Annotated in this window: 19 protein-coding genes and 2 tRNA genes; 11 read left to right on the forward strand and 10 right to left on the reverse strand. The window is 42.2% G+C overall.

What is annotated here, in order from left to right:
- Positions 1–25: 25 nt before the first annotated feature.
- From yccS to mtgA, 3 genes are all read left to right on the forward strand, one after another.
- Positions 26–2197, forward strand: a complete 2172-nt coding sequence (gene yccS / locus ACTG7L_RS04730) for a YccS family putative transporter (protein WP_439327617.1) — start codon at positions 26–28, stop codon at positions 2195–2197.
- Between the two features lie 126 nt (positions 2198–2323).
- Positions 2324–2626 carry a trp operon repressor gene (trpR, locus tag ACTG7L_RS04735; protein ID WP_439258333.1) on the forward strand — a complete coding sequence of 101 codons (303 nt, stop codon included), beginning with the start codon at positions 2324–2326 and terminating at the stop codon, positions 2624–2626.
- Complete coding sequence (gene mtgA, locus ACTG7L_RS04740; RefSeq protein ID WP_439327618.1) at positions 2610–3353, forward strand: monofunctional biosynthetic peptidoglycan transglycosylase; 744 nt, start codon at positions 2610–2612, stop codon at positions 3351–3353. Before trpR ends, mtgA begins: the two co-directional genes overlap by 17 nt.
- 54 nt (positions 3354–3407) lie before the next feature.
- On the opposite strand, the gene ACTG7L_RS04745 is transcribed toward mtgA, so the two are convergent.
- Together ACTG7L_RS04745 and rnhA are read right to left on the reverse strand one after the other, a co-directional pair.
- The gene (locus ACTG7L_RS04745; RefSeq protein ID WP_439258331.1) at positions 3408–3887 is read right to left on the reverse strand and encodes a Dps family protein; all 480 of its coding nucleotides are present in this window, start codon (positions 3885–3887) and stop codon (positions 3408–3410) included.
- Between the two features lie 141 nt (positions 3888–4028).
- Entirely contained in the window at positions 4029–4490 is a 462-nt protein-coding gene (rnhA, locus tag ACTG7L_RS04750; RefSeq protein ID WP_439327619.1) for a ribonuclease HI, read from the reverse strand.
- A gap of 55 nt (positions 4491–4545) precedes the next feature.
- Between rnhA and dnaQ the strand changes: the two genes are divergently transcribed.
- From dnaQ to der, 4 genes are all read left to right on the forward strand, one after another.
- Positions 4546–5328: a DNA polymerase III subunit epsilon gene (dnaQ, locus tag ACTG7L_RS04755; RefSeq protein WP_439327620.1), complete on the forward strand. Its 783-nt coding sequence runs from the start codon at positions 4546–4548 to the stop codon at positions 5326–5328.
- 77 nt (positions 5329–5405) lie between these two features.
- A tRNA-Asp gene (locus tag ACTG7L_RS04760) sits at positions 5406–5482 on the forward strand.
- 34 nt (positions 5483–5516) lie between these two features.
- A tRNA-Asp gene (locus ACTG7L_RS04765) sits at positions 5517–5593 on the forward strand.
- 152 nt (positions 5594–5745) lie between these two features.
- Positions 5746–7293: a ribosome biogenesis GTPase Der gene (der, locus tag ACTG7L_RS04770; RefSeq protein WP_439327621.1), complete on the forward strand. Its 1548-nt coding sequence runs from the start codon at positions 5746–5748 to the stop codon at positions 7291–7293.
- Positions 7294–7362: 69 nt separating this feature from the next.
- Here the strand turns inward: der and ACTG7L_RS04775 are convergent, their stop codons facing one another.
- The gene (locus tag ACTG7L_RS04775; RefSeq protein ID WP_439241870.1) at positions 7363–7944 is read right to left on the reverse strand and encodes a TetR/AcrR family transcriptional regulator; all 582 of its coding nucleotides are present in this window, start codon (positions 7942–7944) and stop codon (positions 7363–7365) included.
- 167 nt (positions 7945–8111) lie between these two features.
- Between ACTG7L_RS04775 and ACTG7L_RS04780 the strand changes: the two genes are divergently transcribed.
- From ACTG7L_RS04780 to ACTG7L_RS04795, 4 genes are read left to right on the forward strand one after another with little or no spacing between them, the layout of a single operon-like run.
- Positions 8112–10121, forward strand: a complete 2010-nt coding sequence (locus ACTG7L_RS04780) for a TonB-dependent receptor (RefSeq protein ID WP_439327622.1) — start codon at positions 8112–8114, stop codon at positions 10119–10121.
- A 13-nt stretch (positions 10122–10134) separates the two neighbouring features.
- Entirely contained in the window at positions 10135–11895 is a 1761-nt protein-coding gene (locus ACTG7L_RS04785; RefSeq protein WP_439327623.1) for an ABC transporter ATP-binding protein, read from the forward strand.
- A complete protein-coding gene (locus ACTG7L_RS04790; RefSeq protein WP_439327624.1) occupies positions 11892–13664 on the forward strand; it encodes an ABC transporter ATP-binding protein in 1773 nt (590 codons plus the stop codon). Before ACTG7L_RS04785 ends, ACTG7L_RS04790 begins: the two co-directional genes overlap by 4 nt.
- A gap of 11 nt (positions 13665–13675) precedes the next feature.
- A complete protein-coding gene (locus tag ACTG7L_RS04795; protein WP_439327625.1) occupies positions 13676–14893 on the forward strand; it encodes an MFS transporter in 1218 nt (405 codons plus the stop codon).
- Between the two features lie 60 nt (positions 14894–14953).
- Here the strand turns inward: ACTG7L_RS04795 and ACTG7L_RS04800 are convergent, their stop codons facing one another.
- The 7 genes from ACTG7L_RS04800 to lpxK all read right to left on the reverse strand — a co-directional run bounded on the left by ACTG7L_RS04800 (position 14954) and on the right by lpxK (position 21576).
- Positions 14954–16129, reverse strand: coding sequence for a sugar transporter (locus ACTG7L_RS04800; RefSeq protein WP_439327626.1), 1176 nt, complete (start codon positions 16127–16129; stop codon positions 14954–14956).
- Complete coding sequence (locus tag ACTG7L_RS04805; RefSeq protein WP_439327627.1) at positions 16129–17451, reverse strand: hypothetical protein; 1323 nt, start codon at positions 17449–17451, stop codon at positions 16129–16131. Before ACTG7L_RS04805 ends, ACTG7L_RS04800 begins: the two co-directional genes overlap by 1 nt.
- 4 nt (positions 17452–17455) lie before the next feature.
- Positions 17456–18037 carry a dCTP deaminase gene (gene dcd / locus ACTG7L_RS04810; protein WP_439327628.1) on the reverse strand — a complete coding sequence of 194 codons (582 nt, stop codon included), beginning with the start codon at positions 18035–18037 and terminating at the stop codon, positions 17456–17458.
- Positions 18038–18048: 11 nt separating this feature from the next.
- Complete coding sequence (gene udk, locus ACTG7L_RS04815; protein ID WP_439327629.1) at positions 18049–18690, reverse strand: uridine kinase; 642 nt, start codon at positions 18688–18690, stop codon at positions 18049–18051.
- Between the two features lie 206 nt (positions 18691–18896).
- Entirely contained in the window at positions 18897–19700 is an 804-nt protein-coding gene (locus ACTG7L_RS04820; protein ID WP_439327630.1) for a DUF4198 domain-containing protein, read from the reverse strand.
- Between the two features lie 107 nt (positions 19701–19807).
- A complete protein-coding gene (gene kdsB, locus ACTG7L_RS04825; protein ID WP_439327631.1) occupies positions 19808–20587 on the reverse strand; it encodes a 3-deoxy-manno-octulosonate cytidylyltransferase in 780 nt (259 codons plus the stop codon).
- Positions 20584–21576, reverse strand: coding sequence for a tetraacyldisaccharide 4'-kinase (gene lpxK / locus ACTG7L_RS04830; protein WP_439327632.1), 993 nt, complete (start codon positions 21574–21576; stop codon positions 20584–20586). Before lpxK ends, kdsB begins: the two co-directional genes overlap by 4 nt.
- Positions 21577–21584: the final 8 nt, after the last annotated feature.

The following is a 21584-nucleotide window of genomic DNA, read 5'->3' on the forward strand; positions in this document are numbered from 1 at the left end:
GACAATAAGCGAACAAGGCGATCCTATGCAAAAAAAGGGACTTCAACTCAACAGTAAAATCATTGCCATCTTGCCGATTGCCATTGCGGTCAATCTGGCTTGTGTGTTGATCTGGTTATTGCAGATTACCGACCAAAGCATGCCGTTAATTTTAGGCGTAATTGCGGCCAGTTTGGTGGATTTAGATCACCGTTTATCTGGTCGCTTAAAGAATATTTTTTATACCCTAATTGCCTTTTCCATTTCTTCCTTAGTCACCCAATATTTTCTCAATCAGGGCATTTGGTTTGTCCTCTCCATGACCGCCATGACCTTTGTATTCACCATGATTGGTGCGGTAGGTCAACGTTATAGCACCATTGCGTTTGGCACTTTGGTGGTATCGCTTTACACCACCCTAGCCTATATACCGGACACGCCTTGGTATATTAATCCACTGATGATTTTAGCCGGTACCCTGTTATACAGTGTGATTACCGTCACGGTGCATTTATGCTTTCCAAACCGTCCCTTGCAAGAAAAAGTCAGTCGGGCATTTGTGGCCTTGGGGGCCTATTTGGATGCCAAAGCGGCATTTTTTGATCCTGATGATATTGAGCAGTTGGCAAGCAAACAATTAACTCTAGCCATGAAAAATAGCCAGATAATTCAGGTATTTAATGAATGTCGCACCGCACTATTTTATCGTATGCGAGACAATCACCGCTATTCTTACACCAGTAAAATGTGCCGTTATTATATGGCGGCGCAAGAAATCCACGAACGCGCCAATTCAAGCCATTTTGACTATAAAACCTTGGCCGAACAGCTTAAAAATGCCGATTTGATTTTTCGCATTCAACGTCTGTTAGAATTACAAGCGCAAGCCTGTCGAGACATTGCCCATGCCTTGCAAAAAGCCCAAGATTATCAACCACAAGCCCGTTTGGAACGCGCCATACAGGGGATCAGTCAATCCTTTGAATTATATGCGCAACAGCACCAAGATAATTCAGCATTACATCATATTAAAACATTGCTCGATAACTTGCATAATATTCATTGCCAACTGCAATCCCTTTCGCAACCTATACAAACGCCCGAAACCCGCACGATTTACACCGAAAATATCACGGGGCTACGTCAAATTGTACGCCATATTGGCCGTCATTTTACCTTTCAATCCCAACTGTTCCGCCATGCTATGCGCTTGTCCTTGGTGGTGTTTTTCTGCTGTGCGTTGGTGGAATATTTTCACTTACAAGCGGATCGGGGCTATTGGATTTTGCTGACCATTATTTTTGTTTGTCAGCCCAATTATTCCGCCACCAAACTACGCCTGAAACAACGGATTATCGGCACCATTTTAGGGGTGATTGTGGGATCGCTGTTGCCTTATATGACCTCAACTTTGGAGGCTAAATTGGCGGTGGTAGTGATCGCCAGTACGCTGTTTTATTTCTTCCGTAGCAATAATTACAGTTTCTCAACCTTTTTTATTACCATTCAAGTGTTGGCCAGCTTTGATATTATGGGATTCGATCTGTATGCTGCCTTGTTGCCTCGCTTAATTGATACCCTGATTGGTACTGCGTTGGCATGGTTTGCGGTGAGTTATTTGTGGTCGGATTGGAAATATTTGCAACTTGATCAGGTCAGCCAACAGGTGATCAAAAGCCAAGCTAATTATCTATTGCATATTATTAGCCATTTACAATTTGGCCGTGGCGACGATTTGAAATACCGCATTGTACGACGTGAGGCCCATGACAACGCCACAAGATTAAGCACCACCATCAGCAATATGAACAATGAGCCGAAAAAATACGCTCGCCATTTGCAACAAGGCTTTGAATTATTAAAATTAAACACCGCACTTTTAGGCTATATTTCTGCCTTGGGTGCCTATCGTGAGCAAATGCAAAAGCTCACGCAAGATGTCCTGTTTCTCAGTGAATTTTACCCTATTGCTAAGAAAATTATTCAGCTATTAGATAGCCTGCCAAGCCTAAGTGCGGTGCAATTTGAGGCACTTTTTCAGCAAATCGATCAAGGCATTAAAAACAGTCTGGCACAAACCAACGACACGCCAAGCCGTGCGGTATTTAATATGCCAATGCAACAGCTTAATTTAATGGCACAACTGTTACCACCGCTTTATCACCTTGTACAAACACCGACAAATCAGGATCGCCCCAATGAAATTAGGGCCGTTTAAACTGGCCTTATTCGGATTATGCGTCAGCTTACCTCAGATTTTACAACAACCCCAAATTTTGTTTTCCCAAACTGAGCAAGATCGTTTATACTAATATGCACTAGTTTAATAGTGTGGGAGTATAACATGTATATTAGCCGAAATATGGATCAGTGGCGTACCTTTATTCACACCTTGCGTCATGCGGTGGCACAAGGCAAGGACGAAGAATTACTCACCCTGTTGCTCACGGCGGACGAACGGGATGCGGTGGGATTACGTTTACAAATTGTCGCTCAATTACTGGATAAAAACATTCCACAACGGGAAATTCAGCAAAATCTCAATACCAGTGCCGCCACTATCACCCGTGGCTCCAATATGCTAAAATTAATGGATCAAGATTTCTTAGACTGGGTGAAACAACAAATTGATGAGAACAATCCTTAATCGATTATTTTCCCGCAAAAAATACCGCACTTCCCGCCCCACCTTATGCCAAAAGTGCGGTGGCTTTTTGTGGCGTTTTTTATTGGGGTTTATTGTCCTTACCCTGTTATTACGTGTATTACCCCTTCCCACCTCCGCTTATATGATCCAACAAAAATTGGGACATCTTTTCCATCTGGATAGCGATTATCATATTCAGTACGATTGGGTCAGTCTTGAGGAAATTTCACCTTATATGCAACTGGCCGTGATTGCAGCGGAAGATCAGCGTTTTCCTGATCATTATGGTTTCGATTTAAACGCCATTGAAAAAGCCATTGACCACAATCAAAGCTCCAATAAAATTCGTGGTGCCTCCACGATTTCGCAACAAACCGCCAAAAATCTGTATTTATGGCATGGCCAAAGTTGGATCCGCAAAGGCTTAGAAGTGCCTGTAACGCTGACCTTAGAAACGCTATGGTCAAAAAAACGGATTCTCGAAGTGTATTTAAATATTGCCGAATTGGGCGAGGGGATTTTTGGGGTGGAGGCCGCTAGTCAATATTATTTTAAAAAATCCGCCAAAAAATTGAGCAAAGAAGAGGCCGCTTTGTTAGCCGCTGTGCTACCGAATCCGATTAGCTTTAAAGTGTTAAAACCGGGTCGCATAACCAAACGCAAACAAGTCTGGATTTTAAAGCAAATGAATGCTCTCGGAACAGGCTATTTGAAGAAATTGGATTAAAAAAAATCTGGCCGTTCTGAGGGGCGGACCAGATTTCTAATAACATGAAAAAAACTAAGCGTTGCAGCTTTCGCAAGCGGCTTTTAACATCCAAATGGTTTTTTCTTGTGCGCTGATATAGTCGCCCATTAATGCGGCGGTACCTTCATCTTCAGCGTCGCCCGCTAAGGCTAAAATTTCACGTTGTTGTTGTAACAAAGTTTGAAACCCTTTTAAGGTACCTTGCAACGTGTCTTGTGCAGAGGTGGCATTTTTGTGTTCTTGAATACGTGATTGGCTCAAATATTCGCTGAACGCATGCACTGGCGTATAGCCTAAAGTTAAAATACGTTCTGCGATTTCATCTACTTTTTCCACTAAATCATCATAGTATTCTTCAAATTTTTCGTGTAATGAGAAGAATTGTACCCCTTTGATATTCCAGTGATAACCACGTACATTCATGTAAAATACTTGATAAGTGGCTAATAAGTTATTTAATTCTTGTGCAATTTTCGCTGAAGTTGCTTTATCTAAACCGATACTGTTTGTCATATTATTTTCCTTTTGTTAAGTGAATATTGATTGGTTGATGTGCGCATTATAGTCAGGATTAATAGATAGCACAAATCAATATAACAAATTAGTGTAATTATTTTTAACTATCAAAAATAAACATTCAATCGTTTAAATTAATTAATCTTGATAACCCACATCCTCCAAGCTCGGATTTTCCGCCCCTTGGCGGGCCAATTCATCACAGGTCTCATTCTCTCTATGACCGGCGTGGCCTTTTACCCAACGCCATTGAATTTGATGTCGTTGAATAGCCTGATCCAATAATACCCATAAATCTTTATTCTTCACCGGCTTGCCCGTACTGGCTTTCCAATTGTTTTTTTTCCAATTAAAAATCCATTCGGTAATCCCCTTTTTCATATATTGACTGTCGCTCGCAATAATCACCGTGCAAGGTTCTTTCAAGCTATTCAACGCCTCAATCACCGCACGCAGCTCCATGCGGTTATTGGTGGTATTAAAATAGCCTTTCGACAGGGTTTTCTCATGCTGTTTATAACGCAATAAAACGCCAATTCCACCTGCCCCCGGATTGCCTAAGCAAGAACCATCCGTAAAAATTTCAATTTGTTTTTGCATAAATCTGTTAAAATAAATCAATAAGAGCCAATATTCTAACAAAGATACAGAAATTATGACAATAAACATTGATACCAATCGCCAAATTGTACTGGATACCGAAACCACAGGGATGAACGAATTTGGTGCGCATTACGAGGGACATTGCATTATTGAAATCGGTGCCGTGGAAATGATTAACCGCCGTTTTACTGGGCGCAAACTACATTTATACATTAAACCCGATCGACCCGTGGATCCTGAGGCCATCAAAGTTCATGGCATTACTGATGATGACCTGAAAGATAAACCAGATTTCAACGCCGTTGCGCAAGAATTTATTGATTTTATTAGCGGTGCCGAATTGTTAATTCACAATGCCCCCTTTGATGTGGGCTTTATGGATTATGAATTTCGCAAACATCATTTAAATATCAAAACCGACGACATTTGTTTGGTCACCGACACCCTGCAATTAGCACGCAAACAATACCCCGGCAAACGCAACGGCTTAGACGCTCTCTGTGATCGTTTAAATATCGACAACAGCAAACGTACCTTGCACGGCGCCTTACTGGATGCGGAAATTCTAGGTGATGTTTATCTGGCCATGACAGGGGGGCAAAAAAATCTATTTGATGATGTGGAGAACGACAACCAGAACAATGTTCTCAATACCGCACAACAAACAAAAAGTGCGGTGAATATTCGGCAAGATTTGCCCGTTTTAATGCTGACAGAAGATGAAATTCAAGCCCATCAAGATTACATTAAGTTGATTAATAAAAAGAGCAAAGACAACTGCCTTTGGGTTAAACGGTTAAACCCTAGCCTAGAAAGTCCGGAAACCGTGCATTAATTAAGCAAGCAAATCAAAGATTGCAAAAAAGGGTTGACGGAACATTCATTCGCTATTATTATGCGTTTCACCAGTGCGGAGTGGTAGTTCAGCTGGTTAGAATACCTGCCTGTCACGCAGGGGGTCGCGGGTTCGAGTCCCGTCCATTCCGCCAACAAATTTTATTTTCATTTTAACTCCTATGATGCGGAGTGGTAGTTCAGCTGGTTAGAATACCTGCCTGTCACGCAGGGGGTCGCGGGTTCGAGTCCCGTCCATTCCGCCAACCTTTTAAGCACCTAGTTTTTTTAGGTGCTTTTTTATTGCTTATTTCTCATCTGTAATAAAATCCGCTATAATGTCAATAAATATAAAGACTCTCGTAAAGGCGGGCATATGTGTCCGCCCTTACAAATTCATATATTATTTAAGGTTTTTATGACTATAACAACAGAAATTACCCAACCCACTCCCGTGATCGCCCTTGTTGGTCGCCCAAATGTGGGCAAATCCACCCTATTTAACCGCCTTACTCGCACCCGTGATGCTTTAGTGGCGGATTTCCCCGGTTTAACTCGAGATCGCAAATACGGGCAAGCCAATGTGGCGGGCTTTGATTTTATTGTGATTGACACGGGCGGTATTGACGGCACCGAAGAAGGCGTGGAAGAAAAAATGGCAGAGCAATCATTACTCGCGATTGAAGAAGCTGACATCGTGCTATTTTTAGTAGATGCTCGAGCGGGTTTAACCCCTGCGGATATTGGCATTGCTCAATATTTACGCCAACGCCAAAACAAAACCACCGTGGTGGTTGCCAACAAAACCGATGGCATTGATGCCGATTCCCATTGTGCTGAATTTTATCAATTAGGACTGGGCGAAATCGCTCAAATCGCGGCATCACAAGGTCGTGGCGTGACGCAATTAATTGAAGATGTACTTGCACCATTCGCTGCTCAATTTAACGCCACCGAAACTGCGGTGGAAAATGACGAAGATACTGAAACAGAAAAAGACGAATGGGATAACGAATTTGATTTTTCTGATGAAAATGACACCGCACTTTTAGATGAAGCCCTTGAAGAAGAAAGAGAACAGCCTGAAAATAAAAACATCAAAATCGCCATTGTGGGTCGTCCAAATGTCGGCAAATCCACGCTAACTAACCGCATTTTAGGCGAAGATCGGGTGGTGGTGTATGATTTACCGGGTACCACAAGGGACAGTATTTATATCCCAATGGAGCGTGACGGGCAACATTACACCATTATCGACACCGCCGGCGTACGCAAGCGGGGCAAAGTGCATTTAACGGTGGAAAAATTCTCAGTGATTAAAACCTTACAAGCCATTCAAGACGCCAATGTGGTGTTGCTTACCATTGACGCCCGTGAAGGCATTTCCGATCAGGATTTATCGTTACTCGGCTTTATTTTAAATGCTGGACGGTCGCTAGTGATCGTGGTGAATAAATGGGACGGCTTAGATCAAGAAGTCAAAGATCGGGTCAAATCCGAACTAGATCGCCGTTTAGATTTTATCGACTTCGCCCGTGTGCATTTTATTTCTGCCTTACACGGCAGCGGCGTAGGCAATTTATTTGAATCGGTGCAAGAGGCTTATGCTTGTGCCACCCAAAAAATGACCACTTCCCTACTCACCCGCATTTTACAAATGGCAACGGACGAACACCAACCGCCACTGGCAAATGGTCGCCGTATTAAACTCAAATACGCTCACCCCGGTGGCTACAATCCGCCGATTATTGTGGTACACGGCAACCAAATGGATAAACTGGCTGACAGTTACAAACGTTATTTATCCAACTACTACCGCCGTAGCCTAAAAATTATCGGCAGCCCAATTCGGATTCAATTCCAAGAGGGCAATAACCCGTTTGCAGGCAAACGCAATACACTCACGCCGACCCAATTACGCAAACGGAAACGGTTGATGAAGTTTATTAAGAAATCGAAACGGTAGGGAAACAAAAAAGTGCGGTGCAAAAAATTGACGTTTTTTGCACCGCACTTTTATCCAATCCACTTCACTTCACTCCTCCCTTTGCCGTGCGGCAATCCCATACATCAACAAACTCAACACATCTTTTAAAAATTGCTGTTCTTTGCCTTGATAACATTCGGCGAGTTCGGAATCACGTTTTAGTTCGTCCACTTTGCGGATAAAGACTTCTATCAGTAACACGGGAAAATCATCACGAATAATGCGATTTTTCTGTAATTGGGCGAAGAAATAGTGCATAAATTGGTATTTTTGCTGTTCTAGTTGAGCAAAAAATTCGGTGAGTTCTTTGTCCTTATGATGTTGCAAATCATACACCATGGGTTGCGAATAGAGTTTTGTCATGGCTTGTTTTTGCATGTCGAGCATGGCATGAATCACTTGATCGAGGGGCAATTTATCCACAATTAACTGTTCAAATTGTTGATTCATTTCAACAATTTGATCTAAGAAAAGTTGCTTGATTAACTCTCTTTTATTTTTGAAATATTTATAAAATGTCACTCGGCTAATGCCTGCTTGTTGGCAAATATCCCCTACGGAAACACGCTCCCAGCCATATTGAGAAAAAAGTCTTATAGTACAATTTTTAATCAAATCTTGTTTATCCATTTCCCCACCCTATTTGAAATATCACTGTTCCAATAAAAAATATATAAATGATATGAATTATCATTTGCAAAATTACAAAATTTGTATTAAGTTTACAATATTCGTAATTATCAACGAAATTTGTAAACGTTAAATCTCAGATCAACTTTTCAGAAGGAACTTTAATTATGAGTAGATCATCTAAAACACATCCAATATTGCTTGTTGGTGTCTGTTCTATGGCGTTTAATCATACCGCACTTGGGGCAGAAAAGACAGTCAGCAATGAAAATCAATTAGAGCAAATTGTGGTGTCGGGCGAAAAATTTGAACGCTCTACCCACGAAACAAGCTCAAGCCTTGCGGTGCATACCGATAAAGATTTCAAAGAAAAAGCCAATCAAATTTCCATTGCCTCATTATTGCAAAAAACGGCTAATATTTTAGATACGGGCGTAGGCAATGAACTACCGACCATTCGGGGGATTAACAGTGCTGGCGAAGCCACGGGCGGGGTGGCGTTTTTCGGCGGTTCTCGTCCACGTTTAAATGTGTCTATTGACGGGCGTTCTACCAATTACAACGAATTGGCGTTCAGTACAAAATCCTTGTGGGATATGAAACAGGTGGAGATTTATCGTGGTCCGCAAAGCTATGCACAAGGGCGGAATGCCATTGCAGGGGCAGTGATTATGACCTCCAACGATCCAACCAATGAATTTGAAGGGGCTGCCAAACTGAGTTTCGGTAATCAAAATTATCGTCAATATGCGGTAATGCTATCAGGTCCATTAGTCAAAGATGAATTGCTGTTCCGTTTATCCGCTGAGCGTCAAGGGCGGACAAGTTTTGCGGATATGCCGAGCTATGCCGAGGCAGGCGACCCACGCAAATTTAAAACCGATACCATTCGTGCTAAATTATTGTGGTTGCCGTCCGCTTTCCCTGATTTTTATGCCAAATTCACTTATAACTACATTGATTCTCGCTCACCGCAAGCCGAGGGGAAAAGCGGTACTGGCGAAATGCCAGTATGGGAAAATTCATCGCATCATTTTAGTTTGGATACAGGCTTACAACTATCCGACAGTTGGAAATGGGAAAACAAAGTGCTGTACACCAAATACAGCAATGACCGCCTATCCGCTCCGCCAACACGACGAGGCAACCCTGCTTACCTTGAAGGACATGATATTCAAATTGAACCTGTATTCAAATTTAAATCTCCAGACAACCCTTATTCTGGTTTGATTGGGGCCTATTATTTCCAATCCAAACATGATGAATGGGTAGATATGCACCCACTTTATGGCGGCAGACATAACTTTGACGACAAAAGCACCACCAAAGCGGTTTTCGGTGAAATCACCTATTCGCAAGATTGGTTTGATGCCACCCTATCCGCTCGTTATGAGCAAGAACACCATACTCGCCACGGCGGTAACAATCCTTTTGTGATTAATCGTGATAAAACTGATAAAGTCTTTTTACCGAAAATTGATGTGGCATGGAAACCAAACTCACAACATCGTTTAGGCGTAAAAGTGGGACGTGGCTATAACCCAGGCGGTGCGGCAGTTACCTTTTTCCCACCGATTGTCAGCTATCAATACGATCCTGAATATGTGTGGAACTACGAGCTTTATCACCGTTGGTTAAGTGAAGATAAACGCTTTGAACTCAACACTAATGTGTTCTACAACCGCTATAAAGATATGCAATTACTCTATGGTAGCCAAATTGATAATGCTGAAAAAGCGATCACTTACGGGGCAGAAATGAGTTTAAATTGGCACGCCACTGAAAATTGGGATCTTTACGCCTCACTCGGTTTGTTAAGAACCAAAATTAAACAATATAGCCAACATCAAGCCTATGAGGGCAACAAATTAAGCCGTTCGCCAAGTTACACCTTGAGCCTAGGCACAAAATATACCTTGCCGAAAGGTTGGGAAATGGGCGTAGATGCACGTTTTACCGACGGTTATTACTCCAACACTAGCAACACGGCAACAGGTAAAGTGTCATCTTACGCCCATACTGATGCTTATCTAGCCTATAACTTCAAGCTAGGACGAGTGATGTTATTTGCTAATAATATCTTTAACGATCACTCCACTGTTTTTGTAGATCAATACACGGGAGCAAAACAATTACAACCCCGTTTATACGGCATTTCCACCGAATTACGCTTTTAACTAAGGGGAAAACATGAGCATAAAACATGCGGAAATTTGCCGTCCTGTGGAAAAACAACTGCGTATTTCCATGCTGTTGGCGAGCCTCGCCCAACTAATGAAATTATTAATTTGGTTGTTAATGATTGGCATTGTGTACGACGTGGGACAGCAACAATTTCCGCTGTTTTATTTGCTCGGTTTGTTTGTGCTGACGGTGTTACATTACAGTTGTAAAATCAAAGCTCACGATCAATCTCATTATTCGGCGTTCCAACTGGAAAAAATCTTGCGTGAACGTTTATCCCAAAAAATCGGTAGCCTGCCATTGGGCGAAGTGCAAACCATGGGATCGGGGGCATTATCCAAAGTCTTAATTGATGATGTGCAAGCACTACATGCTTTTGTCGCCGATGCACCGCCCTTAAAAGCGGAAGCCTACAGCACGCCGATTTTTGTCTTTCTCGCCCTCAGTTGGTTGAATTGGCAATTTGCCTTGTCGGTATTATTGTTCTGTTTAGCCATGTTGTTCATTTTGAAACTCATGATGTCCCGTAGCCAACCTTTTCGCCGTCAATATGGATTGGCGTTAACCCAAGTGAATCGTGCCATTATTGAATATGTGCAAGGCATGGCAACGGTTCGCACCTTTGATGCGGGCGAAAGTTCCTACGGGCGTTTTCAACAGTCGCTTATTCACTTTAATCAGGTGATTCAAACTTGGTTGCAGTCCATGAAATGGGCGGCTCGCCTCAACCGTATTTTGTTTACACCCATGCCGATTATGATTTTCCTGCTCGCTTTCGGCACAATGTTATATTGGCAAGGCGTGATTTCCATTTTCACTTTGTTTGCCTTTTTTGTGCTAGCCACGGGCTTAATTGAAACCATGCACCCTTATATGGGCTTGTTTCATTTAATGGAAAAATCCCGTGCCTCCATTGAACGGATTAACGACATTGAAACTATGACCAGTTTACCCGTGAGTGATAATCCACAATTACCGAGCCACTTTGATATTGCGTTTAAAGGGGTTAATTTTGCTTATGAAACAGAAAAAACTCTCGAAAAAAACACCGCACTTTTAAATAATATGAGCTTTTCCGTGCCACAAAATAGCTTTACGGCGATTATCGGCGAATCAGGTTCAGGCAAAACCACCTTGCTCAGTTTATTGTTACGATTTTGGGATGTCAGCAGTGGTGAAATCTGTATTGGTGGCGTGAATATTAAACAAATTGCCCCTGAACAATTAATGTCGCTGTGTTCCGTAGTGTTTCAGGATAATTTTTTATTTTCAGGCACGATTGCGGAAAATATTTGTTATGGCTTAGACAAGGTGTCGGAACAGGACATGATCAACGCTGCCCAACAAGCCCATATTCACGATTTTATTATGAGCCTGCCACAAGGTTATCAAACCTCCGTAGGCGAACGTGGGCAACTGCTGTCAGGCGGACAAAAACAGCGTTTGACCATTGCCCGAGCCTTTTTGCAAAATCGCCCGATTTTGCTGTTAGACGAACCCACAGCGTATTCCGATGTGGAAAATGAACTCAAATTAATGCAAGCGTTTAAAAACTTAATGCACAACAAAACCGTGCTCATGGTGGCACATCGGTTAAATAATGTGGTCAACGCCGATCAAATTATTTATCTGCAAAAAGGGCAAATTGTGGCACAGGGAACACATCAGAATTTGCTTGAGAAATCTGCCGTTTATCAGCAATTATGGCAATCTTACCAACAAGCCAGCCATTGGGTTTTAGGGGCGAGTTTGGAGGCGAACCCATGAAATTAGACCATTACATTAACCAAGACACCTTTCACAGCAAAGATCTGCGAACCTCTTTGTTGCATTTATTGAATAGTGCTGCGGATCAAAAAGGAAAATTACTTATCGGCTTGGGCTTAACCGCCATTTCCGCCTTACTGTTTGGGGTAGCCATTGCCCTACTCTATCCGTTTTTTCTTAGCCTAGAACAAGCGGATAAAACGCAAACCTATGGTTATCTGGGCGTTATCATGCTGTTATTATTGCTCGCCATGTTGTTACGCATGCAAGCGGAAACCTACGACACAAAAGGCTATTCTCATTTAGCCGTGTATCAATTACGCACCGAACTGGGCGAAAAACTCCGTCGTGTGCCGTTGATTATTTTGAATGCCTTGCGTTCAGGTGAAATTAATGCGGTGTTGGTGCAAAGTATCAACGAAGCGGCGAATTTCGCCTTTATGTTGATGACGATTATTCTGTACGCCATGTTGATTCCCTTGGGAACGGCGATAAGCCTGTGCTTTTTTGAGGGCGGCTGGCGATTTGCCCTGTTGATTGTGCTGATTTTCCCGTTAATTATTCCCCTTTATTTATGGCGTAGAAAAGCCTTTCGGCGAGGGTTCAGCATTTTAGCCGAGGCCAATAGCAAGCTCAAAGGCGAGGCGGTGGAATTTACCCAGGGTTTGACCGTACTGAAATCCACCTTGCAACTGGCGGATAAACAAAATCTGTTTAATCAAGTGGCACAAGATGTGGCAGTGATTCAACGTATTGGCACAAAAAAAGGCGAAATCCCCAATTTGATTATCACCTCCACCGTGCAATTCGGCTTGCTGGTGATTTTATTGCTCGGGGCGATTTGGGTGACCACAGGATCGGTGCATTGGTTAATGTTAGCCACCGTGATGGTGATGATTGCTCGCATTGCGGATGTGTTGAATTTCTTTGTGCAAATGGCATCTTTGCTGGAAATTTTTATGATCAGCAGTGAAAAATTACAAGCCTTAATGAGCCTGCCCGAACTACCTGAACAAACGGCAGAAACTTTGCCAACAAATTATGATATTCAATACGAACAGGTCAGTTTTACTTATCCAACGCAAAAAAGTGCGGTGTTAAATCAGATAGATTTCACCTTGCCCGAAAAAACGCTGACGGCTTTTGTGGGCAGTAGTGGTTGTGGCAAAAGCACTTTGCTAAAATTATTGCTCAGACATGGTGATCCTGAAAAAGGAAGTATTAAAATCGGCGGTATGGATATTCGCCACATGAACCAAAGCCAGTTAATGAGTCTAATTTCCGTGGTATTTCAAGATGTGTATTTGTTCCAAGACAGCATTTTGAACAATATCCGCATGGCAAAACCCGATGCCGATGATGAAACCGTGATTCAGGTCGCCAAACTTGCCCAATGCCACGACTTTATTATGCGACTGCCACAAGGCTACCACACCCAAGTCGCTGATATTGGCACGAATTTTTCAGGTGGCGAAAAACAACGCCTAGCCATTGCCCGAGCGATTTTAAAAGATGCCCCGATTTTGATTTTAGACGAACCCACCGCCGCACTGGACACTTACAACGAACTCGCTGTGCAACAAGCCTTGAATGCGTTGGTCAAAGACAAAACCATTTTGATTATCGCCCACCGCTTATCCACCATTGTGGCAGCCAACCAGATTTATGTGTTGGATAACGGCGGCATTGCCGAACATGGCACACATCAGGAATTATTAGCCCAACAAGGCATTTATGCGGATTTTTGGCGAAAACAGGTTAAGGAATAAGGATACAAAAGATGGAGAATACTCTGAACAAAAATAGACAATGTAGTTGGCAAGAATGGTCGTTATTATTTAACGCCTCTAATTTCAAATTTATTATTATCAGCTTTTATATGATCGGGCTGATTACGGTGTTAAAAGACCAAAATATGGATCTAAAATTGATTAGCTGGATTTATTTGTTATCCATTTTTGAAGTGATTAAAGTGGTCATCACGCCGTTATTAGAAAAATTTTATCTCAAATCGGTCGGCAAATTTAAAACATGGTTATTGTTGTCCAGCGGTTTGTTATTTGCGTCCTTTTTGTGGCTGTATTTTATTGATCCGCAACAGAATTTTGGCTTATTGATGTTAATTTGTGCCTGTTTAAGCCTAATGAGTGTCATCTTCGGCTGTGCCACCTTGGGCTTAACCGTGATTTTACTCCCCGAAAATCAACGTGGCTACGGCGGGGTTTTCCAAATTATCGGCACAAGATTAGGCAGAATGCTGGGCGGTGGCTTATTTTTGTTTATTTATCAACATTATGGCTGGAATATGGCGATTTTATTTATTTGCCTGTTTTCCTTAATCGTATTTCTGCAAGTGCTATTTTATCGGGAAACCAACACGGAAACCATTGCCGCCAACCAATACAGCCTCGGCTTTTTCTTTAAACGCTTGATCCAATTTTGGAAAGCACCGAATACGGGCTATGCGTGGCTGGTGATTTTATTCTTGTCTTGCGTGCCTTACAGTCTGCTCGCCACGAGTTTTGTCCCCAAACTCTCTAGCTTAAATTGGCAACCGCAACAAATCGGCTTTATGTTGAGCATTGTGATTCCTGTGGTGTCTATTATTTTCACGCCGTTAAGTGTGCCGTTACTGAAAAAACTGTCCCGCCGAACCCTGTTAACATGGGGCTTATTTCTACAAATTCCCGTGGTACTCAGTTTCTATTTTGAGGACTCTTTAATCTATCAGGATTACCTTTTTTCCTTGCCGATTATTTTATTAAGTGCCGGATACAGCATTTTATTCGCCTTGCTATTAACCATGTTAATGGACAAAGCCGTGTTCCCAACGGTGGACACGGCCTTGCAATTTACCATGATTTTATTAGGCACTTATATCAGCGGATTTTTCTCTCTCCGATTAATTGATGTGATTGATTATCATGGGGTTTATTTGATTGCTACGCTGTTTGCGGTGGCGGTTTGGTGGTTGGCGTATAAGAAATATGATCAATAAAAACGCAAAAGTTTTAACCGCACTTTTAATGAGCTAGTGAAAAAGTGCGGTTTTTTTTCATTAATTTTTTGTACGATATTTCAAATAACTCAATACAAACACTAACACCGCTACGCCACCCACAGTCGCTCCCACAAAGCCAATATTTGCTAATCCCCAATGTTGCATGACTTGATTACCCACCAAAGCACCAGCACCGATCCCAATATTATAAATCCCAGAGAAAATGGAGGTAGCAACATCAGTGGCATCGGGGGCTAACTGCAATACTCGCATTTGTAAGCCCAAAGTCATGGCGGATATGCCAATACCCCAGATGAAGATTTGCACGAATAGCAAGGTGACATAATCGCTCACAAGGTAAAAAGTAAGCAATGCGCTGGTGATAATGGTGAGTGCCACGATTACGAAACCCGTTGGGAAAAAACGATAAAGACGGCTGAATAAAAAACTGGCGATAAAGCCTGCCACGCCAAAAACTAACAAAATCAGGGTGGCTGTATTCTCACTTAACTGACTGATATTCATCACAAAAGGTTCAATATAACTGTAAGCGGTGAAATGGGCGGTGACAATCAACATCACCACAATATAGGTCGCGATTAACAACGGGCGTTTTGCCAATAACGGTAAACTTGACAAGGAACCCGCATTACGGCTCGGTAAACGTGGTAATAAATTTGCTAATACCAACATGATCGCAAACGCCACCACACCAAGCACCGTAAAGGTTGCTCGCCAACCTAACCATTGACCAATAATTCGCCCTATCGGCAAACCTAATACCATGGCCATAGCCGATCCCATGGCAATCATACCAAGCGCTTGGGTTTGTTTGCCTTTTGGAGCCACTCGCATGGCCATGGCCACGGAAATTGACCAGAAGATGGCATGGGCAAAAGCAATGCCCATACGTCCCAACAATAGGATCCAATAGTTCCAAGCTAACACGGATAACACGTGGCTTGCTACAAATAACACAAAGACTTTGAGCAATAAACTTCGCCGTTCTAATTTTGCGGTGGCTAACATTAACGGCAAAGAGGCCAAAGAGACGATCCACGCATAAACCGTGATCATCAACCCCGTTTCTGCCACCTCCATGGCAAAACTGTTGGCAATGTCTGATAACAAGGCGACGGGGACAAATTCGGTGGTGTTAAACACAAAAGCAGCAAAGGCCATGGCCACCACACGAAAATAGCCGATACGTTCGGCTTGTTTAGGGGATAACATTATTTTAATTTCTCTTTAATGAAATTTTTGAGCTGATCACGGAAATTGCGCTGAATGTCTACTTTGTATTCTGGCGACTGGCAGTTGCCAAAAAAATGCACGGGCAAGGATAAGGATTGATAGCGAGGATCAGGGCTATGAATAGCCGCATTAAAATCACAACGATTTTGGCTGAATTCCACCCGACCTTGCGTATTCAACACAAAATAACGATGTTGAATTTTAGCTTTTTCCACTTGAAGAAAACTCGGTTGCCAGTGAAATTTAGCCAGTGCAAAATCAAATGACGTATCCATATTTTGACTGTTTTCATCAAAATTGATTGGCACATATTGACTAATCAAGGTCAAAATATTGACGCCTTTCACTTTGCCATCTACGACTTCAATATAAAAATCCCCTTGCTTAGGTAGCCATTCATCAGAGATTAAGCGCATATCGACATTGGCTCGCCCAATAGTCAATTCGGGAATATTAAAAGCGGTTAGCCAATTTTCCAAGCCTAAATTTTTGCCATTGGCTGACCACACATATTGATCTTGCTGCTTATCCAATACCAATAATAGACTGGCTTGATCTGCCTGTCGTTCGGCGTTGAACCTTATGGTTAAATCCACCTGACGATCGATATCGGTTTCAATTTTATCCCATTTAATCTGATTAAAGGTTGGCTGAATCAAGATAAGCTCATCCTGTTGAGGCTGAAAAATCAACTCACCTTGCTCGGCGTGGAATACTAATTTATCTTGATTAAACAAGCGTTTATTCTGCAAATTTAATTGGCTATCTAAATCGGAAAAATGGATTTGATTGGACGCTACGGAGAATTTCGAATTGAGCGTAATATGATCTTGCTGTGCGGTTTTTGCCGATAAATGGATCTTAACATTCGGCAACCTGAGTTGATTGTATTGAACAGATTTTAGCCAAACAGATAAATCTTGCAAAGAAAGCGGTGCCTCAGGGTGAAGTTGTACATCTAGCGCCGTTAAATCAGGGGACGCCAACTGATGATAAAATAACTGCCCTTGCTCTAGCTGAAAAGCCTGTAAATTCATTTCCCCTTGCAGCAAATGCCATAGACTCAATTCAGCACGTAAAGATCGTGCCAAAATTTGCTGATTTTCGCCAAAAACATAGCGAACATCCTTTAATTCTACGGCAACAGGCGGAAAAAAATGGAATTCAACTTGACGGCTTTGCACCGCATTTTCCGCTAAAAGTGCGGTGAATTTTTGCTCTATTTTTCCCTTTTGCACATAAAGCAAAGTAAAAAACGCAAAAATTGTCAAAAAAAGTACCGCACTTATTTTTTTTAGCATGGCGTTAATCCTGATTAATACGGCTCGCCACCGCACTTTGTTGATGTTTATATTTGGCATCTTCACGACTCGTGTAAGGACGAGCCGCAGGGCCACTAAGAATCTCAAAGCTCAAGGCGCCAATCACCATATTTGGACGTAACGCAAGAGGAAGTTTGCCTGAATTGTAAAATTCCAACACGATTTTGCCCTCCCAACCTGGGTCGATACGGTGCGCCGTGACATGCACCATTAACCCTAAACGAGCCAAAGAAGAGCGCCCATCTAACCAACCAATGACATTAGCCGGTAATTTCACACTTTCCAAGGTAGTCGCCAAGGCTAACACACCAGGGTGCAAATAAAAAGCCTCACCCTCGCCGATAATAATTTCATCACTCATGACCAAATCCAGTTGAGCCGCCACTTCTTCTTTTGGGCCACTCACATCAATAAAGGGGGCGCTGTGTTCACGAAACACACGGAATGAATTGCCCAACCGCACATCAATGGTGGCGCCGTTAATTTTGCTGTTATCTGGACGTGGCGTTAAGGAAATCACGCCCTCATCAAGGTATCTTTCAATATCGGTATCACATAATCGCATCTGGTTTGCTCCTATTTCCCTAATAAATTCAGAATTTGTGCTTTTAGCATGTTGATGGCGACCCGATTTTTGCCGCCACGAGGAATGACCACATCCGCATATTGCTTAGACGGTTCAATAAATTGCAAAAACATTGGTCGCACGGTTTTACGATATTGCTCAATCACTGATTCCATCGAGCGTCCACGCTCCACCATATCTCGCTGTAAACGGCGGATAAAACAAATATCCAACGGCGTGTCCACAAACACCGACATGGACACTTCCCTACGCACATTTTCATCTGTCAATAATAAAATGCCCTCTAAAATCACGATCTTTTTCGGGGTAAAATGTGTCACCTTTTGCGTTCTGGTATGCTCCACATAGCTATACACGGGAATATCCACCGCTTGCCCCGCTTTCAAGGCTTGCAAATGTTCAATGAGTAATGCTCTATCCATGGAATTAGGATGGTCATAGTTGGTTTTAATGCGTGTTTCAAAATCTAAATGACTTTGATCCTTGTAATAACTGTCCTCCGCAATAATCCCAATCTCCTCACAACCCAATTCTTCACACAGCTCTTTATGAACCGTAGAGGCAATCAGACTTTTCCCCGAGGCAGAGGCACCCGTAATAGCAATAATAATGCAATTTGAATTTTCAGACATAGTAATCTCGACAATGAAATGATTGCGTTGATTATAAAGAAAAATGACGGTATTTAACAGTTTTTAACCGCAGTTTTATGGCAAATTTATAGATTATCCACAAGGAAAAGGGCAAGTATAATACAAGGTGGTATGTATTAAATGCAAAAAAGGAACAATTTTATCGAAAAATTGTTCCTTTCTTTTATGTAATATTGATGAGTTGATTAGTGATATTGTTTACCAATATTAAAGGTCAAGGTTGCATAATGTTTCGCCACTTGACATTGCGCTGGATCTTTAAATGGTACTTCATAGGTCACTTGTGCTTTCCAAAAACCTTGACGCAATGGAATAATATTCACTGTGCCATCGTCTAAAGTCACGTCAGAAAAGGCTTGCGCCTCCACTTTGTGGGTTTTGGTGTTATCTGCCGTATCAAAGCCATCAAAGGTAGCGGTTAACGTCACGTTTGGCAAAGGTTCGCCACGATAAAGCACTTTCACTTTAAACAAATCGCTTACATTGATATTGGCTGGATTATCCATTGGCACGATTTCTAATTCATGACCGACTTGCTTAGTAATCACATCCACCGCCGCACTTTCATGTCCAACGTTAACAATGTTTTTACCGTACATAGAAGTCAACTCGCAATAGGTGGCATTTGGTGTGTCTTTCATATCCGCTTGTTTCCAGCCCTCGGCATTTTTAGACCAGAATGTTGGTTTATATTCTGCCGCCACGATATAACTGCCATCTTGTACGGCTTTTTCTGTTTCAAAATGGTAGTTATGTTCACCTTTTTGTACCAATTTTTGTTTGCCTTGAGCGGTAAATAAGGTCACGCCACGTTCAAAGAAATGTAACCGTTTTTCGGGAATTTGTTCTAAAGTGGGAAATTCGCCATAACCTAAATCGGCTTTTAAAATTTCCCCACCGTGAGTGTGATCTGTTTGCATCCAAACTCGATGTGCTTGTGCCGAAAGGGCTAAAGAACCTAATAATGTGACTAAAAGTGCTTTCTTCATAAAATACCTCAATAATCGTTCAACTTATTTTTTAATGTAAAAGAAGAGAGGCATGATATAGAAAGCCACTTATTTTGTAAAGAAAAATTTGTTACTTGTTTAAGTCACTACAACTTACCCAAAATACACCGCACTTTTTCCAAATCTTCAGGCGTGTCCACGCCCACCTCAGGTACTTCTTTTGCCAGTTCCACATGAATACGTTCACCATGCCAGAGTACCCGTAATTGCTCAAGGCTTTCAATTTGCTCTAACGCTGTCGGTTGCCATTGCACATATTGCTGGATAAACCCTGCACGATAGGCATAAATACCAATGTGGCGTAAATAGTGCGGTTGTAATTGAAGTTGTTTTTCTTGAAGTTTACCTTTTTGTAACAAAGCAAACTGATCCCGATCCCAAGGAATCACCGCACGAGAAAAATACAACACATAGCCGTTTTTGTCGGTGATCACTTTCACCGCATTCGGATTAAACAACTCTTCAGGGTCATCAATTTTTACCGCAAGGCTTGCCATATTCACTTGATATTTCTGCAAATTTTCTGCCACCTGTTGCACAATGACAGGCGGAATTAAGGGTTCATCCCCTTGAATATTGACGATAATTTCATCAGCAGGCAAGCCTAATTTTTGTACTACTTCTGCCAAACGCTCCGTGCCTGAATTGTGTTTTTCCGAAGTCATGCACACTTCGCCACCAAAGGCTTGCACCGCTTGTGCCACTTGATCGTTGTCCGTTGCCACAATCACACGGCTCGCCCCCGATTGTTGGGCTTTTTCCCACACATGTTGAATCATGGGTTTGCCCGCAATGTCTGCCAACGGTTTACCAGGTAAGCGGCTGGAGGCAAAACGGGCGGGAATAATTACGCTAAAATTTGTCATGTTTTATCCTTAATTAAACGCATAATGTGATCAAAAAGTGCGGTGATTTTTTGCGGTGTTTTTGTGGTAGCGGATATTTCTGCCTCAACGGGCACATACCACCAATTTTTTTGTGCAAATGCACCGCACTTCACGGCATCTTTTTCGGTCATTAATAGGGGTTGTTCTGGATCAAAGCCAGTAAATAATGTGGCTTGATAGGCTTGATGATCGACAAAAGGTTGAGTATGGGTGAGCTGAATATTTAAACCCTGTAACATAGTAAAGAAACGTTTTGGATTACCAATACCCGCCATGGCTTGTGCCTGTTTTATTTCACTTAATAAACGTTTTTCACCCGTCACTAAATTAACGGCATAATGCGGAACAAGTGTCATCACCGCATTAGAATAACCATTCTCTGCCCCATTTGTAATGACAATATCGACATTTTTTAATCTGCTCGCTGTTTCACGTAATGGGCCAGCGGGTAATAATAATCCATTTCCTAGTCCTCGTTCGGCCTCCATCACCACGATTTCGATATCCCGTTGTAATTTATAATGTTGCAGACCATCATCACTGATAATCACCTCACAAGGGTGTTTTTCTAATAATAATTCAATCGCCTGTTGACGATTAGGCGAGATACAAACTGGCACACCCGTTCGTTTGGCAATTAATAAAGGTTCATCACCCGATTGAATGGGATCATCATCAGCACTGACTAAGCGTGGATAATGATCAGATTGACTACCATAACCACGAGAAATCACACCGCACTTTATTCCCCTTTCTTGCAACTGTTCCACAAGCCAAATCGTCACGGGGGTTTTGCCATTCCCGCCGACGCTTAAATTGCCGACGATAATGACGGGAACGGGAGAACGGTAGGATTTTAAAATCTTCGCTCTAAATAAAAAACGACGCAAACCACTGATTAAGCCAAAAAGCCAAGCCAGTGGTAATAAAAGATAAGCAATTTTGGAATGGGTATACCAAAAATTCATTATTTATC

Source organism: Lonepinella sp. BR2357 (assembly GCF_051851525.1).
Taxonomy (GTDB): Bacteria; Pseudomonadota; Gammaproteobacteria; order Enterobacterales; family Pasteurellaceae; genus Lonepinella.

Excerpts from the sequence above, each read along its gene's own strand:
- yccS (WP_439327617.1), top strand. The coding sequence starts at position 26 with ATGCAAAAAAAGGGACTTCAACTCAACAGTAAAATCATTGCCATCTTG.
- trpR (WP_439258333.1), top strand. The coding sequence starts at position 2,324 with ATGTATATTAGCCGAAATATGGATCAGTGGCGTACCTTTATTCACACC.
- mtgA (WP_439327618.1), top strand. The coding sequence starts at position 2,610 with ATGAGAACAATCCTTAATCGATTATTTTCCCGCAAAAAATACCGCACT.
- ACTG7L_RS04745 (WP_439258331.1), bottom strand. The coding sequence starts at position 3,887 with ATGACAAACAGTATCGGTTTAGATAAAGCAACTTCAGCGAAAATTGCA.
- rnhA (WP_439327619.1), bottom strand. The coding sequence starts at position 4,490 with ATGCAAAAACAAATTGAAATTTTTACGGATGGTTCTTGCTTAGGCAAT.
- dnaQ (WP_439327620.1), top strand. The coding sequence starts at position 4,546 with ATGACAATAAACATTGATACCAATCGCCAAATTGTACTGGATACCGAA.
- der (WP_439327621.1), top strand. The coding sequence starts at position 5,746 with ATGACTATAACAACAGAAATTACCCAACCCACTCCCGTGATCGCCCTT.
- ACTG7L_RS04775 (WP_439241870.1), bottom strand. The coding sequence starts at position 7,944 with ATGGATAAACAAGATTTGATTAAAAATTGTACTATAAGACTTTTTTCT.
- ACTG7L_RS04780 (WP_439327622.1), top strand. The coding sequence starts at position 8,112 with ATGAGTAGATCATCTAAAACACATCCAATATTGCTTGTTGGTGTCTGT.
- ACTG7L_RS04785 (WP_439327623.1), top strand. The coding sequence starts at position 10,135 with ATGAGCATAAAACATGCGGAAATTTGCCGTCCTGTGGAAAAACAACTG.
- ACTG7L_RS04790 (WP_439327624.1), top strand. The coding sequence starts at position 11,892 with ATGAAATTAGACCATTACATTAACCAAGACACCTTTCACAGCAAAGAT.
- ACTG7L_RS04795 (WP_439327625.1), top strand. The coding sequence starts at position 13,676 with ATGGAGAATACTCTGAACAAAAATAGACAATGTAGTTGGCAAGAATGG.
- ACTG7L_RS04800 (WP_439327626.1), bottom strand. The coding sequence starts at position 16,129 with ATGTTATCCCCTAAACAAGCCGAACGTATCGGCTATTTTCGTGTGGTG.
- ACTG7L_RS04805 (WP_439327627.1), bottom strand. The coding sequence starts at position 17,451 with ATGCTAAAAAAAATAAGTGCGGTACTTTTTTTGACAATTTTTGCGTTT.
- dcd (WP_439327628.1), bottom strand. The coding sequence starts at position 18,037 with ATGCGATTATGTGATACCGATATTGAAAGATACCTTGATGAGGGCGTG.
- udk (WP_439327629.1), bottom strand. The coding sequence starts at position 18,690 with ATGTCTGAAAATTCAAATTGCATTATTATTGCTATTACGGGTGCCTCT.
- ACTG7L_RS04820 (WP_439327630.1), bottom strand. The coding sequence starts at position 19,700 with ATGAAGAAAGCACTTTTAGTCACATTATTAGGTTCTTTAGCCCTTTCG.
- kdsB (WP_439327631.1), bottom strand. The coding sequence starts at position 20,587 with ATGACAAATTTTAGCGTAATTATTCCCGCCCGTTTTGCCTCCAGCCGC.
- lpxK (WP_439327632.1), bottom strand. The coding sequence starts at position 21,576 with ATGAATTTTTGGTATACCCATTCCAAAATTGCTTATCTTTTATTACCA.